15 protein-coding genes, 2 tRNA genes and 1 pseudogene are annotated in these 17,515 nt (G+C 63.4%); 6 read left to right on the forward strand and 12 right to left on the reverse strand.

All coding sequences use genetic code 11. The features are described from left to right. The 7 genes and pseudogenes from IT540_RS14305 to IT540_RS14335 form a co-directional block, all read right to left on the reverse strand. Positions 1-341: pseudogene (locus IT540_RS14305) on the reverse strand (hypothetical protein); the annotation flags it as partial. 403 nt (positions 342-744) lie between these two features. Beyond that, positions 745-2,556, reverse strand: a complete 1,812-nt coding sequence (locus tag IT540_RS14310) for a sigma-54-dependent Fis family transcriptional regulator (protein ID WP_291179204.1) — start codon at positions 2,554-2,556, stop codon at positions 745-747. 245 nt (positions 2,557-2,801) lie between these two features. Then, entirely contained in the window at positions 2,802-4,514 is a 1,713-nt protein-coding gene (dld, locus tag IT540_RS14315; protein WP_291179242.1) for a D-lactate dehydrogenase, read from the reverse strand. 102 nt (positions 4,515-4,616) lie between these two features. Further along, on the reverse strand, positions 4,617-6,185 hold the full coding sequence (locus IT540_RS14320) for a GMC family oxidoreductase (protein ID WP_291179207.1): 1,569 nt from the start codon (positions 6,183-6,185) through the stop codon (positions 4,617-4,619). A 16-nt stretch (positions 6,186-6,201) separates the two neighbouring features. After that, positions 6,202-6,735 (reverse strand): gluconate 2-dehydrogenase subunit 3 family protein, encoded by a 534-nt coding sequence (locus IT540_RS14325; RefSeq protein ID WP_291179210.1) that lies wholly within the window; start codon positions 6,733-6,735, stop codon positions 6,202-6,204. A 54-nt stretch (positions 6,736-6,789) separates the two neighbouring features. Then, on the reverse strand, positions 6,790-7,185 hold the full coding sequence (locus IT540_RS14330) for a glyoxalase superfamily protein (protein WP_291179213.1): 396 nt from the start codon (positions 7,183-7,185) through the stop codon (positions 6,790-6,792). 429 nt (positions 7,186-7,614) lie between these two features. Then, positions 7,615-7,689, reverse strand: a tRNA-Thr gene (locus tag IT540_RS14335). Between the two features lie 228 nt (positions 7,690-7,917). Here IT540_RS14335 and IT540_RS14340 point away from each other — a divergent pair. Then, a complete protein-coding gene (locus IT540_RS14340; RefSeq protein WP_291179215.1) occupies positions 7,918-8,124 on the forward strand; it encodes a dodecin family protein in 207 nt (68 codons plus the stop codon). A 19-nt stretch (positions 8,125-8,143) separates the two neighbouring features. On the opposite strand, the gene galE is transcribed toward IT540_RS14340, so the two are convergent. After that, positions 8,144-9,121 (reverse strand): UDP-glucose 4-epimerase GalE, encoded by a 978-nt coding sequence (galE, locus tag IT540_RS14345; protein ID WP_291179218.1) that lies wholly within the window; start codon positions 9,119-9,121, stop codon positions 8,144-8,146. 229 nt (positions 9,122-9,350) lie between these two features. On the opposite strand from galE, the gene IT540_RS14350 reads away from it, so the two are divergent. Both IT540_RS14350 and IT540_RS14355 read left to right on the forward strand, forming a co-directional pair. Further along, a complete protein-coding gene (locus IT540_RS14350; protein WP_291179220.1) occupies positions 9,351-9,701 on the forward strand; it encodes a hypothetical protein in 351 nt (116 codons plus the stop codon). Positions 9,702-9,895: 194 nt separating this feature from the next. Continuing rightward, entirely contained in the window at positions 9,896-10,207 is a 312-nt protein-coding gene (locus tag IT540_RS14355) for a hypothetical protein (protein WP_291179223.1), read from the forward strand. 72 nt (positions 10,208-10,279) lie between these two features. Here IT540_RS14355 and rlmB read toward each other — a convergent pair whose 3' ends face one another. Continuing rightward, the gene (gene rlmB / locus IT540_RS14360) at positions 10,280-11,101 is read right to left on the reverse strand and encodes a 23S rRNA (guanosine(2251)-2'-O)-methyltransferase RlmB (RefSeq protein ID WP_291179226.1); all 822 of its coding nucleotides are present in this window, start codon (positions 11,099-11,101) and stop codon (positions 10,280-10,282) included. Positions 11,102-11,344: 243 nt separating this feature from the next. Here rlmB and IT540_RS14365 point away from each other — a divergent pair. The 3 genes from IT540_RS14365 (at position 11,345) to IT540_RS14375 (ending at position 14,077) form a co-directional block, all read left to right on the forward strand. Beyond that, positions 11,345-11,429, forward strand: a tRNA-Tyr gene (locus IT540_RS14365). 151 nt (positions 11,430-11,580) lie between these two features. Then, a complete protein-coding gene (locus tag IT540_RS14370) occupies positions 11,581-13,068 on the forward strand; it encodes a tyrosine-type recombinase/integrase (RefSeq protein ID WP_291179229.1) in 1,488 nt (495 codons plus the stop codon). A gap of 562 nt (positions 13,069-13,630) precedes the next feature. Then, positions 13,631-14,077: an SOS response-associated peptidase gene (locus IT540_RS14375; RefSeq protein ID WP_291179232.1), complete on the forward strand. Its 447-nt coding sequence runs from the start codon at positions 13,631-13,633 to the stop codon at positions 14,075-14,077. 236 nt (positions 14,078-14,313) lie between these two features. Here IT540_RS14375 and metE read toward each other — a convergent pair whose 3' ends face one another. From metE to IT540_RS14390, 3 genes are read right to left on the reverse strand one after another with little or no spacing between them, the layout of a single operon-like run. Beyond that, positions 14,314-16,683 carry a 5-methyltetrahydropteroyltriglutamate--homocysteine S-methyltransferase gene (metE, locus tag IT540_RS14380; protein ID WP_291179234.1) on the reverse strand — a complete coding sequence of 790 codons (2,370 nt, stop codon included), beginning with the start codon at positions 16,681-16,683 and terminating at the stop codon, positions 14,314-14,316. Positions 16,684-16,708: 25 nt separating this feature from the next. Next, complete coding sequence (locus tag IT540_RS14385) at positions 16,709-17,101, reverse strand: acyl-CoA thioesterase (protein ID WP_291179237.1); 393 nt, start codon at positions 17,099-17,101, stop codon at positions 16,709-16,711. A 4-nt stretch (positions 17,102-17,105) separates the two neighbouring features. Next, positions 17,106-17,354: a hypothetical protein gene (locus IT540_RS14390; protein WP_291179240.1), complete on the reverse strand. Its 249-nt coding sequence runs from the start codon at positions 17,352-17,354 to the stop codon at positions 17,106-17,108. Positions 17,355-17,515: the final 161 nt, after the last annotated feature.

The raw sequence follows: 17,515 nt of genomic DNA on the forward strand, positions 1-17,515 counted from the left end.
AGCCACTTCTCCTTGCCGGTCAAGCCGTCGACAGCCGTGACGATGCCGAGCGGCGAGGTCGCGTAGACCGTTCCGTCGATCGCGAGCGGGGTCGACTCGTTGACCCACGTGCGCAGGTCCGGGTTCTCGGCAGAGAGATCGTTGCCTGGCAGCGAAAGGCGCCAGACGATCTTCATGTTCTTCACCGACTCGGCCGTCGCCTTGCCGTCAGGAACATACCTCGAGCTCGTCTTGTCGCCGGCGTATTCGGTCCAGTTCGCAGCCTGCGCCATGCTGGCGCAAACCGCCATGCACGCTGCGAGCGACCATCTCGTCAGCCTGACTTTTCCCTTGGACAGCATTTCCTCACCTTTCAAAGTCTTCTTTCTTCTGACCAAGCGCGCGGGACCCGGAACAGGAGGCGCCCTTCGTTCGCGCTCGCACGATCTCAGCGAAAGCAAGCGTTTCGCGCGATCCATGCCGCGAGAATGGCAGGCAATTGCTATGCCAGCCCATGTTAGGCGCTTCGGACATTCACAGTGATCGGCAGGAGCAATGGCGGCGCAAAGTGCGCGCGGCAGGCACCGGAACGCGAGAGCCGCGATACGCGATTGATTTTCTTCGAGGTATGGATCGGCATCCAATGGATGCCTAAGCGATCGATGCTGACCGTCGGCACAGCGCTCGGGATGTTGCGCTTCTGCTCACATCCGCAGGCCCATGTTCACTTTTGTAGCACTGCGAGAGAGGAAGACGGAGAAGGGGTTAGTCGTCGCCCTTCTCGTTCAAGGCCCTGTAGACCGTGTTCCGGCAAACGTTAAGCCGTCGTGCCGTCTCGCTGATGTTTCCGCCAGTCTCCTCATAGACCGCACGCAGCCGCGCCCGTTGCGACTTGCGTAAGGAGACATAGGGCTGGCCCGGCTGGGTGCTCGTAACCATCGTCTCGTCTATGGCATTGTCCCCAGCCATGAGTACGAGGCGGGAGAGCACCGCGCGAAGCTCTCGCACGTTGCCCGGCCAGGACTGTCCCGCGAGTGCGGCGATTGCGCCGCTCGTGATGTCGGCGGTGGCGCTGATCTTCCGCAACTGATGCCAGACGATCTCCTGGAAATCCGTGCGCTCGCGGAGCGGCGGCAAGACCACCTCCAGCGTATTGAGGCGGTAGAGAAGATCGGGACGGAAGCGCTTCTCCCTCACGGCCGCGTGCAGATCCACGTTCGTTGCCGACACGAGCAGGAGATCGACCTTGTTGGGCTTGCCGCCTATGGGTCGCACCGTGAAGTCATCGAGGAAGCGCAAAAGAACAGACTGCAGCGAAAGAGGCATATCCCCGATCTCGTCGAGGAACATGGTTCCCTGATGGGCCTCTTGCGCAAGGCCCGCCGAACCGCCCTTCCGGGCCCCCGTGAATGCACCGTCCGCATAGCCGAAGAGCTCGGCCTCGATCAGGCCCTCGGGCAGTGCGGTGCAGTTGACGGGCACGAAGTCGCCGGTGCGGCCGCTTGCCTTGTGGATGAAGCGCGCGAGCTCCTCCTTGCCCGTTCCGGTCTGTCCGCCGATGAGGATCGGCATGCGCATCCGTGCTGCTGACACGACCTGGCTGCAGATCGTCCTCACGCGCGCGTCGGAGGCAACGAATGCACAGGACGGGCCGTCGGCAGCTGGGACCGTGACATCCTCGCTTCGTTCAGCCGCTCGATCCGACGATGTCGAGACGGCCGTCCGGCGCGCCTTGACGCCGGCAAAGCTTTGCTTGCTTGAAAAAACGATGATGGCGCCGAGTTCGCAATCGCCCTCGTCGATCAGCACTGTTCGCGCGTTGGCGAGGCGCGCTGCGAGGCGTGCTTCCCAATCCTGGAATGGGACTGACCGCAGGAAAGAAAGGTCACCGCCGCTTGGCTGCTGATCCGCCAGGTTGCGCAGCGCATTGGACGAGGCATGCACGATCGCGGCGCGCCGATCGATCAGCATCATGTCGTGGTTCGCCCAGTTGCGCCGCTTGTCGTGAAAGAACGAGAGGAGCTTGTCATGGGCGCCTTTGACCGCCTGCCCGATGAGGGACTCGGCATGTGCCGCAATGGACATGACGAGCGCCAGGTTCTGGGAACCGAACGTCTTCGGCGGGCCGCTGATGTTGATAACGGCCAGGAGCTCGCGGTCGAGGGGGTGAAGCACCGGCGCCGCGGCGCATGTCCAGGTCTGGACGTCCTCACAGAAATGCTCGGCGGCGTGGATCTGAACGGGTTGCCTTGTCGCTGATGCCGTCCCGATGCCGTTGGTCCCCATCTCCTTCTCGGACCAGCATCCGCCGTCCTCCAGGTGAACCTTGCGGCCTGCATCGATTGTTCTGTGATCGCCGAACGACTCCAGTATGAAACCCGATTCATCCGTGAGGTTCAGCATCGTGAACGACTCGGAGAGGGCGCGAGCCGCACATTCCATCGCGGGTCTGGCGAAGCCTGCGAGCGAGATTTTCTGGGAGCGGCGCCGATAGAGCTCGGCTTCCGAGACGAGCGGCGCCGAACGGCATGACACTTCGACGTTGTAGTCCTTGCAGCGCTGCCACGACGAACTCACGGCCGGTCGAACGGCGGCGATTGGATCGCTGCCGCTGACAAAACGCTCCCAGGCGCCTCGAACCTCCCTTTCGTCCATAACGCCTCGGCTATGCCGTGTTTCATTAATTTTTCAGATACTCTTATCTAGCCGGGGCTGTGTGTCAATTGAGCGCATGTCAATGGACCGCAATCTCATCCGCAAGTTGCCGGTTTTCGCGCTTGCACAGCAGGCTCGCTATAGACGTTGGTCTATTTGCAGTGCGGTCAGAGCCAATGTGCCTGCTTGGAGGTGCGTCCTACGCCGGGATTGAAGACATTGCAGGGATCGAGCGCACGGTAGTGGGCCACGAGCTCCGGCTTGGCATGATACAGGTGTCCGACGTTGTGCTCGGCGGGGTATTCGGCGCCGCGCGCATCCAACAGCGCCCACATCTTCTCCTCGAGCGCCGTCGGGCAGTGCCCTTTCGCAACGATGTAGTCCTGGTGGAACACGTGGCAGAAGAAGTGGCCGTAATAGAGCGATTTGACGATCGATCGGGACAGCTCCGCAGGCAGCGTCTCGAACCAGTCCGTTGCATTGCGCGGTAGCGCAATGTCGAGCGCGACGATGTCCTCGACATCCCGCGCATGGACGGCGCGATACCGCACCGCAGCGCCTGCAATCACAAAGCGATGCAGGAACGCTTTCTCCGCCTCGTCCGGCGTGCATTGGAAGAAGTCGCCACCCGCCGAGGGAAACATCGCGGACAAATGCCTGCGGGTTTCCTCGGCTCCGGAAGCGCTCATTTTTAGCAGGAGATGATGCGCGAATCGCGCGCGAAATTGTTTCATCCGTGCGGGCAAATGCGCCGGAAACAACCGCGCCAGCGTTTGGAGAATGTGGTCGCTCGCGTGATGGAATTGGCCGGGGAGCCGGCCCGCAATGCGGTCCACCCGGTTTTTCAATGCCATGAGTGTCGGAATGCGGTTCGCGCCAAGATGGCGGATGGCGAGGAACATGTCCTTCCCGTAGGTCTCCGCGATGTCGAATGCGTCCCGGTGCAGGTACTCGCCGGAGATCGGCAGCTCGGCGAAATGCGCCAGCATGTGGCGTCTCAGGTCGTTCAGCTCCGAGGCGTCGTTGGTTCCGATGTAGAAGGTGGTCGTGTGGCGCTCGGCGGGGAACGTATCGAGCCGGACCGCGAGCAGCATGACCTTGCCGGCACAGCCGGAAGCCTCGAACAGGCGCGACGGGTCGGCGTTGAACCGCGCCGGCGTCGGCTCGTCGACCTGCCGAACGTGATCGCAATAGCGATGATCGGACGCCGCCCGGCCGCTCGCGGTGCTGACATCGGCCTCGGCGAAGTCTCCGGCCTCGACGCGCCGCAGGATGCCCTCCACGCCGTCGCCGAGGTCGATCCCGAGATGGTTGACGAGATGCAGCCCGCCCTGGCCGTCGAGTTGCGCGAAAAGCGCAAGCTCCGTATAGGCCGGACCGCGCCGGATCAGTGCCCCTCCGGAGTTGTTGCAGATTCCGCCGAACACCGACGCGCCGATGCAGGAAGAGCCAATCACCGAATGGGGCTCGCGCGCGAGCGGCTCGAGAATTCTCTCCAGTTCATGCAGCGTCGCGCCGGGGAGACAGACGACCTGCTCCCCGCCGCCGAGCACATGAATGCCCGCAATTCTCATGGCGTTGATGATGACGATGGGACGGTCGTAGACGCCGTTGGGCGTGGATCCCCCGGTCAGGCCCGTGTTGGCGCCCTGCATGATCACGATGGCGTTCGCGGAAATGCAGGCTTGCAGCACGCGCCACTGCTCGATCAACGTCCCCGGTCTCACGACCGCGGCCACGGGACCTGAGCCACACCGGTATCCCGTCGCATACCGCTTCGTGTCCCGGCTTCCGACATGCACGTAGGCATGCCCCACGATGGCGCGCAGGCGGCCGATCAGCGTGGCGGCATCCTGCTGCGCACAAGCAGGCGCGGGCAGCTCCCGATGCTGCTGCCGCGCCTCGCCCGCATGCACAAGCCCCTCATCCTCCTTCGATCGGAGGAGGTTTCGCAGAACCGTCACGGCCTTCTCTGTACCCCGCTAGATCTCGTTCCGGCTCATCAGGCCGGCGAGGTGATCGGCCTGGCGGATGGCTAGGGCCACGATCGTCAGCGTCGGGTTCTCTGCCCCACCCGTCGTGAAGACGCTCCCGTCTGAGATGAACAGGTTCTTCACCTCATGGGTCTGGCCCCAGCGGTTGACGACACCGTCTTCCGGCTTCTCGCTCATGCGGTTGGTGCCGAGGTTGTGGGTGGAGGGATAGGGCGGCGTCAGCAGGACCTTGCTAGCCCCGACCGCTTCGTAGATGGCGGCTCCTTGCTTGAATGCGTGGCTGCGCATCGCCTCGTCGTTCGCGTGATCGTCATAGTGGACGTTGGCGATCGACATGCCGTGCTTGTCCTTGAAATCCGTATTGAGGCTCACGCGGTTGCTCGCCTGCGGCATGTCCTCTCCCACGATCCAGAGCCCGGCCATGTTGTCGTAGGCATCGAGCGTTGCGGTGAAATCGCGCCCCCAGCTCCCGGGTTCAAGAAACGCCGCCATGAAGGGGATCCCCAGCGATATCGTCTCGAGTTCGTAGCCGCCGACATAGCCGCGTGACGGGTCGTTGCGCGCCTCGTCCTGGACGATGCCGGCCATGGTCGTCCCCCGGTACATGTGCACCGGCTTGTCGAACACCGCGTAGACGGACCCGGTCGTGTGCCGCATGTAGTGTCGTCCGACCTGGCCCGCCCCGTTGGCAAGGCCATGGGGAAAGAGCGCGCTGTGCGAGTTCAGGAGCAGGCGCGGGCTTTCGATCGAGTTGCCAGCCAGCGCGACGAGACGCGCCTTCTGCCGCTGCATCTTGCCGTCACCGTCGGCATAGACGACGCCAGTAACCTTCCCGCCCGCGTCGTGCTCGATCTGCACGACGTACGCGTGGGCACGCACCTCGAGATTCCCCGTCGCCTCTCCCTTCGGGATCTCGGAGTAGAGCGTCGACCATTTGGCGCCCATCTTGCAGCCCTGGAAACAGAATCCGAGCTGCTGGCAGCTCGCGCGGTCATCGCGAGGCTGGCTGTTGATGGACATGTTTCCGGTGTGGACCTTCTTGTAGCCCAGCTTCGTGGCACCGGCGTGCAGGATCTTGTAGTTGTTGTTGCCCGGCAGCCTGGGAATGTCGTTGGTGCCGGTCGTTCCCATCTTGGATTCGGCCTTCGCGTACCAAGGCGCCATCTCCGCACCGTCGATGGGCCAATCGAGAAGGGCGGCTCCCTTTATGTCGCCGTAGGTGCTCCGCGCCTTCCACTCGTGATCCTGGAAGCGCAGCGACGCGCCGGCCCAGTGCGTGGTCGTGCCGCCGACGGCCTTGACGATCCAGGCCGGCAGCTCCGGAAAATCCTGCGCCACGCGCCAGGAGCCGGACGTCGTCCGCTTGTCCGTCCAGGCGAGGTGCGCGTAGCTCGCCCATTCGTCGTTGATGAAATCGCTGGTGTCGAAGCGGCCGCCGGCTTCGAGGCAGACCACCTTGATGCCCTTCTGTGCGAGCTCGTTGGATAAAGTTCCGCCACCGGCACCCGAGCCGATGACAACCACGACGCTATCGTCGTTCAGATCGAATTTGGCCATCGCGTTTCCCTCCCGCTCAGGGCAGCCAGTCAATATCGTCGAAGCCGCGGTGGAGATACCCACCTTTCTCGAACGATGGCCCCTCGTAGCCAAACTTGATCCAGAGATCGTGCTGGTTATAGAGAGCCGTCACCATTCCCGAGCGCATCCTGGCGAAGAACGGCGTGGACTCGATCGACTTGAGTACGGCAACCCTCTCCACCTCGTCCGCGATCGCCGCGTAGGGCATGCCTTTCAACTTCTTGGCAGCGGCGTCGAGTTCGACGGCGCCATCGGCCAGCAGGTTGATGGTGTCGGCGCTCCCGGAAACCTCCGTATCGATGATGGAGACCGCGCTCTGGTAGAACTTGGTGGGCAACGCATCGTGCGGATAGAGATCGCGCGCCATTTGGACGAGCGTGGCTGCTGCCGGTGAAGTAACGGTCTTCAGCGGCTCGGCGAGTGCCTGTCCGCTCACCGTCGGCGCCACCGCGGCGACGGCAGCAGCGCCGGCTGTCGTTCTCAGGAACTCCCTGCGACCGACGCGCGTGGTTTTGTCGACAACACGCATGATGTTATTCCTCCCATTTACGTCTCGATTTTTTTCGCGATGCTTCAGATCGCGTTATTGGTAGCGGCCGTGTCGTTGCAGAACCTCGATCTTGTATTGGTCGGGATCGACGATGAAGAAGAAGCGGGCCATCAGTGCCCCCTCCCGGAAGAACTCCTTGATCGGCGTCGGAGAGAGCCCGGCGTCGCTCAGGCGCTGGTGCTCGGCGTCGAGATTGTCGACGGCGACCGCCACGTGGCCGTAGCCCTCGCCTTGCGCATAGGGTTCCGCCCGGCCGTGATTGACCGTCAGCTCCAGCTCCATGTCGTTCTCGGGGTTCCGGAGATAGATCAGCGTAAAGCCGTCGAACGGGAACCGGTCGGCGACTTCGAGTCCAAGCGCTGTGCGATAGAAGTCGACCGATTTCTGCTCATCCAGAACCCGGATCATGCTGTGAATGATCTTCGCCATCCTAGTCTTTTGCCTGCTCAAGATGATTGCGACCCAGTTCGTGACGCAAACGCCGATCCATGGCCCCGACAATTGAGGGCCGTCGATTGCGTCTCGCGCGTTGCCTCTGGGTCTGCGATTGACGTCAGAACTACCGAGGGTAAGGCAGGCAATTCCCAGGCCAGCTCAGAGTGGCAAGGATTCTGGATGGTTACGTTGAATTTCGAGCGGCCGCACTGACACTTCGGCAGAACGCCCTGTTCACTTTGTCAACAGTCGATGCGCATCGTGAACCAGCCGACGGGATTCACACCCATCGGCCCGGCCGTCGGCAGCCCGTCGACCACTGGCCAAGCTTCACGCGACGCTTGGAACCGCCGACGCGCCGGCCTTCGGCTTCATACGCCGCCAGGAGAAAGCGTCAGCACAATCAAAGATATAGAAGACGGCTGGTGCCGGCTGAGAGATTTGAACTCCCGACCAACGGTTTACAAAACCGCTGCTCTACCACTGAGCTAAGCCGGCATGGCGCTGCGACGCAGCGGACGAATATCACAAATCTATCAAGGGAACATCCTTCTCGCGCCGCGCCCCATGCGCCGCCGAGAGCTGGCCGGATGCGCCGGATTTCCCTCCCGGCGGCCGGCCGGTCCGCGCCGTTTGATCCCGAACGGGATAGCCGATAGCCTTTGCACGGGCGGGGCGCCGCGAGAGCGGGAGATGCGGGATGCAATTCCGAAAGGAGAGCGCACCATGTCCGTGAACAAAGTCATCGAGCTGATGTCGGAGTCGTCGTCGTCCTGGGAGGACGCCGCCCAGAAGGCGGTCAGCAAGGCCGCCAAGTCCGTGAAGAACATCAGGTCGGTTTGGGTGCAGGACTTCTCGGCGACCGTGAACGGCAAAGGCAAGCTCGCAACCTACCGCGTAACCTGCAAGGTGACGTTCGAGGTGGAAGACTGAGAGCCGGGCAACGGGGCACTCACCTCTTGAGCGAGCGCTCCCAGGCGAGCGCATGCGTCACGATCAGGTCCAGGTCCGCAAGCTTCGGCTCCCATCCGAGGCGACTGCGGATTTTCGTCGAGTCCGCGACGATGGCCTTCGGATCACCCGGGCGGCGGGCAGCGAGGTTGACCGGGAAGGGTCCGCCGGCCGCGCGCTTGACGGCCTCGATGACCTCGAGCACCGAGTAGCCGGACGAATACCCGCAGTTGAAGACGTCCGAGGCGCCGCCGCCTTCGAGGTAGCGCAGTGCCACCATGTGCGCCGCCACCAGATCCGAGACGTGAATGTAGTCGCGGATGCACGTACCGTCGGAAGTCGGGTAGTCGGTGCCGAACACGTCCATGGAGGCGCGCTTGCCGAGCGCCGTCTCGCACGCGACCTTGATCAGATGCGTGGCGCGCGGCGTCGATTGCCCGGCGCGGCCGGCGGGATCGGCGCCCGCGACATTGAAATAGCGCAGCGCCACATAGCGGAGATCGTGCGCGAAAGCCGTGTCCGCGAGCATCAGCTCGGTCATCAGCTTTGATGTGCCGTAGGGCGAAACCGGCTTGAGGACGGCGTCCTCCTTGACTGGGATCTCCGTCGGATTTCCGTAGACGGCGGCGGTCGAGGAGAAGATGAACGAGCGGACGCCCGTTTGCACGGCGACCTCGATCAGCGCCCGCGAGTTGACGGTGTTGTTCAGATAATAGCCGAGCGGATCGGTGACCGAGTCCGGCACGACGATCGAGCCGGCGAAATGGATGATGGCCCGTACCCGATGCGCGTCAATGACGCGCCGCACGAGGTCCTGGTTGCCGATATTGCCTTCAACGAGGATCGCAGGCTCCGGCACGGCCGAGCGAAACCCGGTCGACAGATTGTCGACCACGACGACCGGCTCGCCCGCATCAAGCAGCGCCAGCACCATATGGCTGCCGATGTACCCGGCGCCGCCTGTCACGAGAATTGTCATGGCCGTCGCATAGCATGGAAGTCGTTCACAAACAGTGCTGTCCGGGGCCTGTCGGCAGCTTACGGAGAATGTGCCGCAGCACACACGGGCAAGGGCGGGACGAGACGCGATGCAGCAGCAAGCCGGGCGACCGCAGGCGTTCCATGGGTCGACGAAGTTAAAGCAATGTTATGCGTTTCGCGCTAAGGTGATGGGGAAATCTGCTGAGATCGACAGCGAGGAGCTTGTCATGCGTTCACGGGTCATCGCCCTGCTTGCGGCCGCAATCGGCCTTGCCCTGATTCCGGTCGCCGCCGAGGCCGGCCATCGCCGCCACCACCACGACGGCGCGCACGGGCACTACAAGTACTACCACCGCCACTATCGTTCCGACTGGGAGTACGACCGCTACGCGTACGAGTACGCCCCGCGTCGCTACTATCCCTACTACAACTCGGGCTACTGGCGTCCGACCTACGAGCTCCGCTACCGCCGCAATCACTATCGGCCGTTTGCGTCGCTTCCGCCCTACTACCAAGCCTGGGGCTACCCGAAGCGCTACTACGCCCACCGCAAATGGCATCGTCGCCATCACTGGTGATCTGACGCGCCAAACATATGCGCATGACGTCCAAAAGCCGCCTTCGCAGCGGCTTTTCGACGTTTTTCGGGCGTCATCGCTCCGCGTTCATGCCCTATTCATCCGTCATATGTATTCGCTGCAGGTCTGAAACTTGTGACCGCCGATCTGCGTTATCGGGCGGAAGCAGACTTTATCGAGATGGGGAGAGACCCATGATCAAGAAGGTTATGCAGGCGCTGATGGCGCTGGCTCTGGTTGTCGGTGTGACCGCCTCTTCGATCCAGCCCGCGGAAGCGGGCCGCGGCGGGCGCGTGGCCGCGGGCATTGCCGCCGGCATCATTGGCCTTGGCTTGCTCGGCGCCTATGCGCATGAGCGCGACCGTCACTATCGGTACGCTGGCGAGTGCTACCCGGGCCCGGAGGAGTGCGGTTGGAAGAACCGGCGCTGCTTCACCAATAGTTGGGGTGACCGCGTCTGCCGCGGTGGACGCTGGACCTGCTGGCGCCCGACATACTGCGATTGATCCCTGCGCCACTCGGTGGCCGCGGGATAGCTGAAGGGAAGGCGGCGGCCATCAGGCCCCGCCTTTTTTTTGCTATGTCCGAGCCCGCCGGCGCGCCAGCAGCGCCCAATGCAGCGCCACGGCCGCGGCGTTGGAGACGTTGAGGCTCGCGAGCGTGTCGGCCGTCGTGATCGAGACCAGCCGGTCGCAGGTTTCCTGCGTGAGCGCGCGCAGCCCCTTGCCTTCGGCGCCGAGCACCAGAGCGCTGAGCCCCGCGAACGTCTCCTCCTCGAGCGGATCGGCCGCCGTGCCCTCGAGGCCGATCATCCGGAAGCCGAGCGCCTTGAGCTCGAGCATGGTGCGCGCGAGGTTCTGCACCGGCAGCACGGGCACCAGATCGAGCGCACCCGACGCCGCCTTGGCCAGCACGCCGTTGAGCGGCGGGCTGTGGCGGCGCGTGAAGATGAGTCCGGCTGCTCCGAATGCGGCGGCCGATCGGAGCACCGCGCCGGCGTTGTGCGGGTCCGTGACATGGTCGAGCAGCACGAGCGGACCCATCCGCTCGGCGCGCGCGACGAGCTCGTCGAGACTAGGCTCCGGCAGGTGCTCCGCTTCGAGCAGCAACCCCTGGTGCACCGTATCGGCGCCGAGCAGGTGGTCGAGGTCGCCGGGCGTCGCCCGGTCGATGACGACGCCCCGCGCGGCGATCACCTCGGCAAGGCGGCGCTCGGCGTTCTCGGTCGCCAGCAGGCGCCGCACCCGTCGCCGCGGGTTGCAGAGCGCCGCCTCCACCGCATGGCTGCCGAACAGACGAACGAGCCCGTCGTCGTCCGGAATTTCGGCCCGTCCGCCCGCGCGCCCATGGGCGCCTTTCCGCCGATCGCCGCCGCCCTTAGGGCCGCCGAAGGGGCGCATCTTCGCCCCTTTCCTGCCGGGTAAGCCGCCTGCCATTGCCCGTGGTGCTCCGGTCCGCTCAAGGAGGCGAACCCATACGGGTTTTCTCGCGCTTTTCCAATTGACATCGGCAGGGGGGATTACCATAAGGACGGGCATTGCCCTGCCGCTCGGCGAGCGCAGGGCGATTTCGTTTAGAGGCCGGGATGCGAGGGCACGACGCGTAAAGCGCGCCCCTATGCTTGGCTGCCCAGGATTGGTCACGGAGGGGTGCCCGAGTGGCTAAAGGGGACGGACTGTAAATCCGTTGGCTTCGCCTACGCTGGTTCGAATCCAGCCCCCTCCACCAGTCCTCTTGATCTTACATCGTTGAAATTGCGGAACAAACGCCGTCTGCTGCGGGGTAAAGCGTAGCTAGGGTGGGGTTTGTACATTCCCAATGACGACCCAATCCCCGTGTGATTGATGGGGAGCCGGTCGCAATTTCAACGGAACCTCGCATGTCGAGATATGGCGAGCCGGCCCAGCCGCGGAAGGTGAACGGCTATTGGTATCTGGTCCGGCGCGTGCCGGCCGAATACGCGAAGCTGGATAGGCGGGAAAAGGTGGCGATGACCACGCGCATCCGCATTGCGGATGACCCCCGCGGTGTCGCGGCTCGCAAGGTGGTGGCGAGGCTGGATGCCGAGCTGCGCCTCTACTGGAAGGACTTGAAGGCCGGGCGGAATCCCGAAGGCGTCCAGCGCCATCAATGGGCGCAGGAAACGGCAAGGCGTTTCGGCTGCGAGTATGTGGAGGAGGCCGCGCTGCAGGAGCAGCTGGCAGAGCTGATAAAGCGCATGGAGACTCTGGAGCTGCTTTCGCCGGTGGACCAGCGCGCCGCGAGGCCAGCGTTGCTCGGTGAGGTGGATAGTCCGAAGACGGGCACCAAGGTTACCGAAATGCTGGCGACGTATGAGAGCATTCTTGGCGCATCGTTGCTCAGGAAATCTCCGGCCCAAATGAAGCGTTGGCGGACAACGCGGGAGACGGCGCTTGGCGTGCTTGTCGGGATCGCGGGTAAGTCCAAACTGGTGAGGGAGCTGACGCATGACGATGCGTTCGCGCTGCGGGACTATTGGAACAAGCGTGTGCTGGCGGGTGAGGTGTTGATTGACAGCGCCAACAAGCAGATTGGCTATGTGGCGGCGATGTTTCGGGAGATCAATGATTTTCAGCGGCTGAAGATGGAGGACATCTTCCACCGGAAAACCATCCGCGGCGGGGAGAAAAGGCAGCGAGAATCCATGGATGCCGAGCATATCCAGAACGTGCTCCTGGCGCCGGGTGCGATGGACAAGTTGAACGACCAGGCGCGGGGCATCTTTTACGTTGTTGCCGAGTTGGGCCTGCGTCCCTCGGAGGTATGCGGACTGGATGAGAGCACCATCCATGTCGATGCTGAGATTCCGTTCGTGCAACTGACGGAGGAAGGGCGTGAGCTCAAGACGGCCAACTCGGTCAGGGACGTTCCGTTGGTCGGCGTCGCGTTGGAGGTGATGAAAGCCTTTCCGAAGGGCTTTCCGCACTACCGCGACAAGGCTGATGTGCTGTCGGCGGCGGTTAACAAGCACCTGAAGAAGAATAGTCTTCTGCAGCGTGAGGGGCAGAGCTTCTATTCATTGCGGCATGCCTTCAAGGATCGGCTGCGGGATGCCGGGGTGAAGGATGAGCTGGTCGATATCCTGATGGGGCATGCGACGGGCAAGGAAAAGTACGGGCGCGGCTATCTCTTGAAGATGAAGCACGATGTGCTGACGCAGATCGCGTTCAAGGCGCCGGCGGTTTCCTTTGGGCAAGGAAGAGGGCTGCGCGGGCCCGGACGTCGTCTTGACTGTGACGGGCAAGCGCTTCCTCAAGAACCCGGAATGGCCAAGTTGGGGCGTCGGGGTCGACGGAAAGCAGTTGCGCCGCGGTTGCCAGCGCCCGTTCAAGTCGCTCTCGGGTGAAATCGCGGGGGTCGTTGGATTGGGTCATGCGCTAACGAAAGCGTTGGCGATGGCGCTGCGCAAGTGCCCTTGCGGCGGCGAGAAGCGATTGGCGTACCGTGGGATCGTATGGCGTAGTTGGGCTGGATTCACGATTCTGTGAGGCGGTGGTCTGCGGCGCCGTGCGGTTCTGCAACAGGGGGTGTTGGCAACGGCAATCGCTGGCGGGAGTGTGGCGAGCGGGTGAGCAAGGGCCGTTGCTGTTGGGCAGCTATGTGTGTGCATGCTGGACGCACGGTACAGCTGGCGAAGCCAAGGCCCAGACGGTGAAGAGCGCATGTATGGTGCGCGCTACGCTTGAAGATGAGAGAGACGGCCTCGCGTATGCGCCCGTCTCTTTCGTATTCTTGGGAATGGCCGACGGGACAGCGCACCCCTTGAATCCGCCACTCCCCTCGGCCGATATTCCGTTCAGCCTCTCTCAAGCTACAGGCAGCGCCGATGTGTGGGCGGGTTACGCAGAAGAGTGACATCAAGCGCCTTGGGCTTGGCCTGATGACCGTGGGCCTGGTCGACGAACCCTTTGTGTGGCGGTACAACGGCGCGCCCAGCCAACGCTTTCTGGTCATTCGCCAGCACCCGGAAAGCGGGGAGCGGACGCTGGATCATCTCACCTGAGGCTCATCCCCAGCTGGGTGAAGGAGGCGGGCGCAAGCCCATCAACGCCAAGGCCGAGACCATCGCCTCCCTTCCCTCTTTCCGGAACGCCTACAAGAAGCGCCGTTGCCTGCTGCCCATCGACAACTTCTTCGAGTGGAAGGGGACCAAGGGGAGCAAGCAGCCCTACGCGGTGGGCATGAAGACGGGTGAGCCCTTCGCGCTCGCTGCCATTTTGGAAAACTGGAAACGACCCGGCGGCGAGGACTGGCTGCGCACCTTCGCGGTCATCACCACGAACGCCAACGAGCTAATGTCCGGCATCCACGACCGGATGCCGGTGATCATTCCACCCATCGCGTACAATCGCTAGCTCTCGCCGCTTGAACCGGACCCGCGGGACTTGCTGGTACCGTTTCCGTCGGAACCCATGACCATGTGGCCGGTGAGTAAGCGGGTGAATAAGGTGCAGAACGATGATGCCGAACTGCTGGAGCACATAGCGGCATGAATGTCTCTAAGACCCCGCAAGCTGCCAAAGGGCGGAGCTGAGACGATGTCGAGATGGGCCAAAAAACAGAGATCAACGACGAGAGTAGCGTAGTTCTCCTAAGTAGAGGTGGCCGCTCGCACCTTCCTTGCGGCAGCGACCATGTTCTTCAGTGCCGGCACGACCTCCTCCCACCGGCGGGTCTTCAGCCCGCAATCCGGATTGACCCAGATCTGGTCCGGCGCCAGACGCTCGCGCGCCTTGAGCAAGAGCGCCGTCATGTCATCGGTGCACGGGCAGCGGGGCGAATGGATATCGTACACACCGGGTCCGATCTCATTCGGGTATTTGAAATCTGAGAAGCTTTCGAGCAGCTCCATGTCCGAGCGCGAGGTCTCTATCGAGATGACATCCGCATCGAGCGCCGCGATCGACGGCATGATGTCGTTGAACTCGCAGTAGCACATGTGAGTGTGGATCTGCGCCTCGGGCCTGGCGCCCGCCGCGGCGAGACGGAAGCAATCGACGGCCCACTGCAGGTATGCGTCCCATTCGGCGCGCCGCAGCGGCAACCCTTCGCGCAGGGCAGGCTCGTCGATCTGAATGATCGGGATGTCGGCCTTCTCGAGATCGGCGACCTCGTCCCGGATCGCGAGCGCTATCTCCTTGCAGGTCTGCGAACGCGGCTGGTCATCGCGCACGAATGACCATTGCAGAATCGTCACCGGCCCCGTCAGCATACCTTTCACGGGCTTGTTCGTCAGGGACTTGGCGTAGCTGGACCACGCGACCGTCATCGGGCGCGGGCGCGAGACGTCGCCGAAGATGATCGGCGGCTTCACGTACCGCGAGCCATAGGACTGCACCCAGCCGTTCTGCGTGAAGGCAAAGCCCGAAAGCCGCTCGCCGAAGTATTCCACCATGTCGTTGCGCTCGAACTCGCCGTGCACGAGCACGTCGAGGTCGAGTTCCTCCTGTTTGCGTACGGCCTCCTCCGTCGCGCGCCTCAGGAACGCGTCATAGGCTGCGGCATCTATCTCGCCGCGCTTGAAGGCGGCGCGGGCCTTGCGCACCGCTTCGGTCTGCGGGAAGGAGCCGATGGTCGTAGTCGGAAACTCCGGCAGCTTCAGCCGTGCGCGTTGGCGGGCGCGGCGCTCGGCGAAGTCTGCGCCGCGGCTCAGGTCTGTGGAGGTGACGGCAGCAGCTCGGGCTTTGACCGCTGGATCATTGATGCGCTTCGACGTAGCGCGCGATGCGATCGCCGCAGCGCCTTCTGCGAAGGCCTGTGCGGCTGCAGCTTTGCCGTGAGTTGCCGCATTGGTCAGCGCCGCGACCTCGACAAGCTTCTGGCGCGCATAGGCAAGCCAGGATTTAAGCTCGTCGTCAAGCTTCTGCTCGGATGCGAGATCGACGGGCGAATGGAGCAGCGAGCAGGATGGCGCAATCTGAAGCCCGTTGCGGCCCCGCGCCGCGATCGCGCGCTCGATTTTGGCAAGAGCCTGGTCAAGGTCGGCGCGCCAGATGTTGCGGCCGTCGATGACGCCCAGCGAGAGGTGGCGCGCGGCCGGCCAAATATTGAGCACGGCGTCGAGCTGGTCCGGAGCCCGCACAAGGTCCACGTGCAGGCCGTCGACAGGCAGCCTGGCAACGAGGGAGAGGTTCTCGCCCAATCCGCCGAAATAGGTCGCAAGCAGGATGTTCACGCCCATCGATGAGAGCTTGGCATAGGCCGCCTCGAACGCAGCCTTCTGCGTTTCCGACAGGTCCGTCACTAGGATCGGCTCGTCGAGCTGCACCCAGTCGGCGCCTGCTGCTGTGAGCGCGGACAGGATTTCCGTGTAGACGGGCAATAGCTTCTCGATCAGCGAAATCGGCTCGAGGCCGGCGTCTTTCGGCTTGCCGAGGGAGAGGTAAGTCACCGGCCCGATCAGAACCGGGCGTGTATGGATGCCGAGAGCCTTGGCTTCCTTGAACTCGTCGATCGCCTTGCGCGACGTGAGCGCGAACGCCTGGTCGGCGTGGAACTCGGGCACGATGTAGTGATAGTTGGTGTCGAACCACTTCGTCATTTCCATCGCCGGCGCGGCGTCGGAGCCGCGCGCCATGGCGAAGTAGGTGTCGAAATCCACCGAGGCCCCCTGCTCTGCCCCAAGCTCCGCCACGTCGGCCATCACGGCATAGGCGCTCGCGGTACGGTGGGCGGCAGCAATGCGGGTACCCGCCTCTGCCTCCGGCTTGCGGAAACGCGGCGGGACGGCGCCCACCATGGCCGACATGTCGAGGACCTGGTCGTAGAACGAGAAATCGTTGGACGGGATGACGTCGATCCCCGCCTCGCTCTGAAGCGTCCAGTGACGCGCGCGCAGCTCGGCGCCGATTGTGCGCAGGGCGGCGTAGTCGATCTCGCCCTTCCAATAGGCCTCGGTGGCCTTCTTGAGCTCTCTCCTGATGCCGATGCGCGGGAAGCCGAGGTTGGCGGCCTGAATCATGTCAGTGACCTTTTTTTTGGAATACTTAAGCGGCGGCTGCAGGGGAGACGATCGGTGTGGGACGGCCCTCGGCATCGACGGCGACCATCTCAAAGCTCCCCTGCATGGCGAGCTTCCGGTCGGTCTTTCCGAGCGTCTCGGCGATGACATCGACCTTGACCGTCATCGAGCTTCGGCCGACGCGCTCGACGCGAGCGCAGAGCTCGACGATCTGGCCGACCAGCACCGGAACGTGAAAGTCCACCTTGTCCGAGGAGGCCATTACGACGCTTCCACCGGCCCTGCGGGCCGCCGCGATGGCGGCGGCCTTGCTCATCAGGTTGAGCGCCGTTCCCCCGAACAGGGTCCCGTAGTGGTTTGCCTGCTCGGGGAAGACGATCTCGACGAAGCGCGTCTCGCACACATTAGGGGGCGCCATTGCACTACTCCCGGCTGTCCTTCGTTTCCGGGAGCTTGACGATAGGGATCATCTGATCGCCCCACTGGCCGCGTCCATTGTGGGCGCGGGATCCTCGTAAGAGTTCAACGGTGGCCCCGGCCTCTACGGCGTGGGAGATGAAGAGATTGAGCCTGTGCACGCAGTCGGCGACCTTGCGGATGTGAAACTCGATGTCGGACGGGCGCGGCCCGTTGAAGGGCTCGGGTATCGGGATGACGTCTGCAGGACGCATGGGATTGTCTCCTGTAAAGGGGCCGAAGGGTCCGATGGGCTCGCAGGTCATTCGGCGGCCGGCTGGAACTGCGCGGTCTCGGTCGATTCCGACATCGCGGTCGTGGACGAGGTGCCGCCGGTGATGGCCAGCGATACGGCGTCGAAGTAGCCGGTGCCGAC

The sequence above is a fragment of the Hyphomicrobium sp. genome, assembly GCF_020852195.1.
Lineage (GTDB): Bacteria > Pseudomonadota > Alphaproteobacteria > Rhizobiales > Hyphomicrobiaceae > Hyphomicrobium_C.

Bases quoted from the DNA above. Each gene is read 5' to 3' on its own strand.
- IT540_RS14320 (WP_291179207.1), bottom strand. From the start codon at position 6,185: ATGGCCAAATTCGATCTGAACGACGATAGCGTCGTGGTTGTCATCGGC.
- IT540_RS14325 (WP_291179210.1), bottom strand. From the start codon at position 6,735: ATGCGTGTTGTCGACAAAACCACGCGCGTCGGTCGCAGGGAGTTCCTG.
- IT540_RS14330 (WP_291179213.1), bottom strand. From the start codon at position 7,185: ATGGCGAAGATCATTCACAGCATGATCCGGGTTCTGGATGAGCAGAAA.
- IT540_RS14340 (WP_291179215.1), top strand. From the start codon at position 7,918: ATGTCCGTGAACAAAGTCATCGAGCTGATGTCGGAGTCGTCGTCGTCC.
- galE (WP_291179218.1), bottom strand. From the start codon at position 9,121: ATGACAATTCTCGTGACAGGCGGCGCCGGGTACATCGGCAGCCATATG.
- IT540_RS14350 (WP_291179220.1), top strand. From the start codon at position 9,351: ATGCGTTCACGGGTCATCGCCCTGCTTGCGGCCGCAATCGGCCTTGCC.
- IT540_RS14355 (WP_291179223.1), top strand. From the start codon at position 9,896: ATGATCAAGAAGGTTATGCAGGCGCTGATGGCGCTGGCTCTGGTTGTC.
- rlmB (WP_291179226.1), bottom strand. From the start codon at position 11,101: ATGCGCCCCTTCGGCGGCCCTAAGGGCGGCGGCGATCGGCGGAAAGGC.
- IT540_RS14370 (WP_291179229.1), top strand. From the start codon at position 11,581: ATGTCGAGATATGGCGAGCCGGCCCAGCCGCGGAAGGTGAACGGCTAT.
- metE (WP_291179234.1), bottom strand. From the start codon at position 16,683: ATGATTCAGGCCGCCAACCTCGGCTTCCCGCGCATCGGCATCAGGAGA.
- IT540_RS14385 (WP_291179237.1), bottom strand. From the start codon at position 17,101: ATGGCGCCCCCTAATGTGTGCGAGACGCGCTTCGTCGAGATCGTCTTC.
- IT540_RS14390 (WP_291179240.1), bottom strand. From the start codon at position 17,354: ATGCGTCCTGCAGACGTCATCCCGATACCCGAGCCCTTCAACGGGCCG.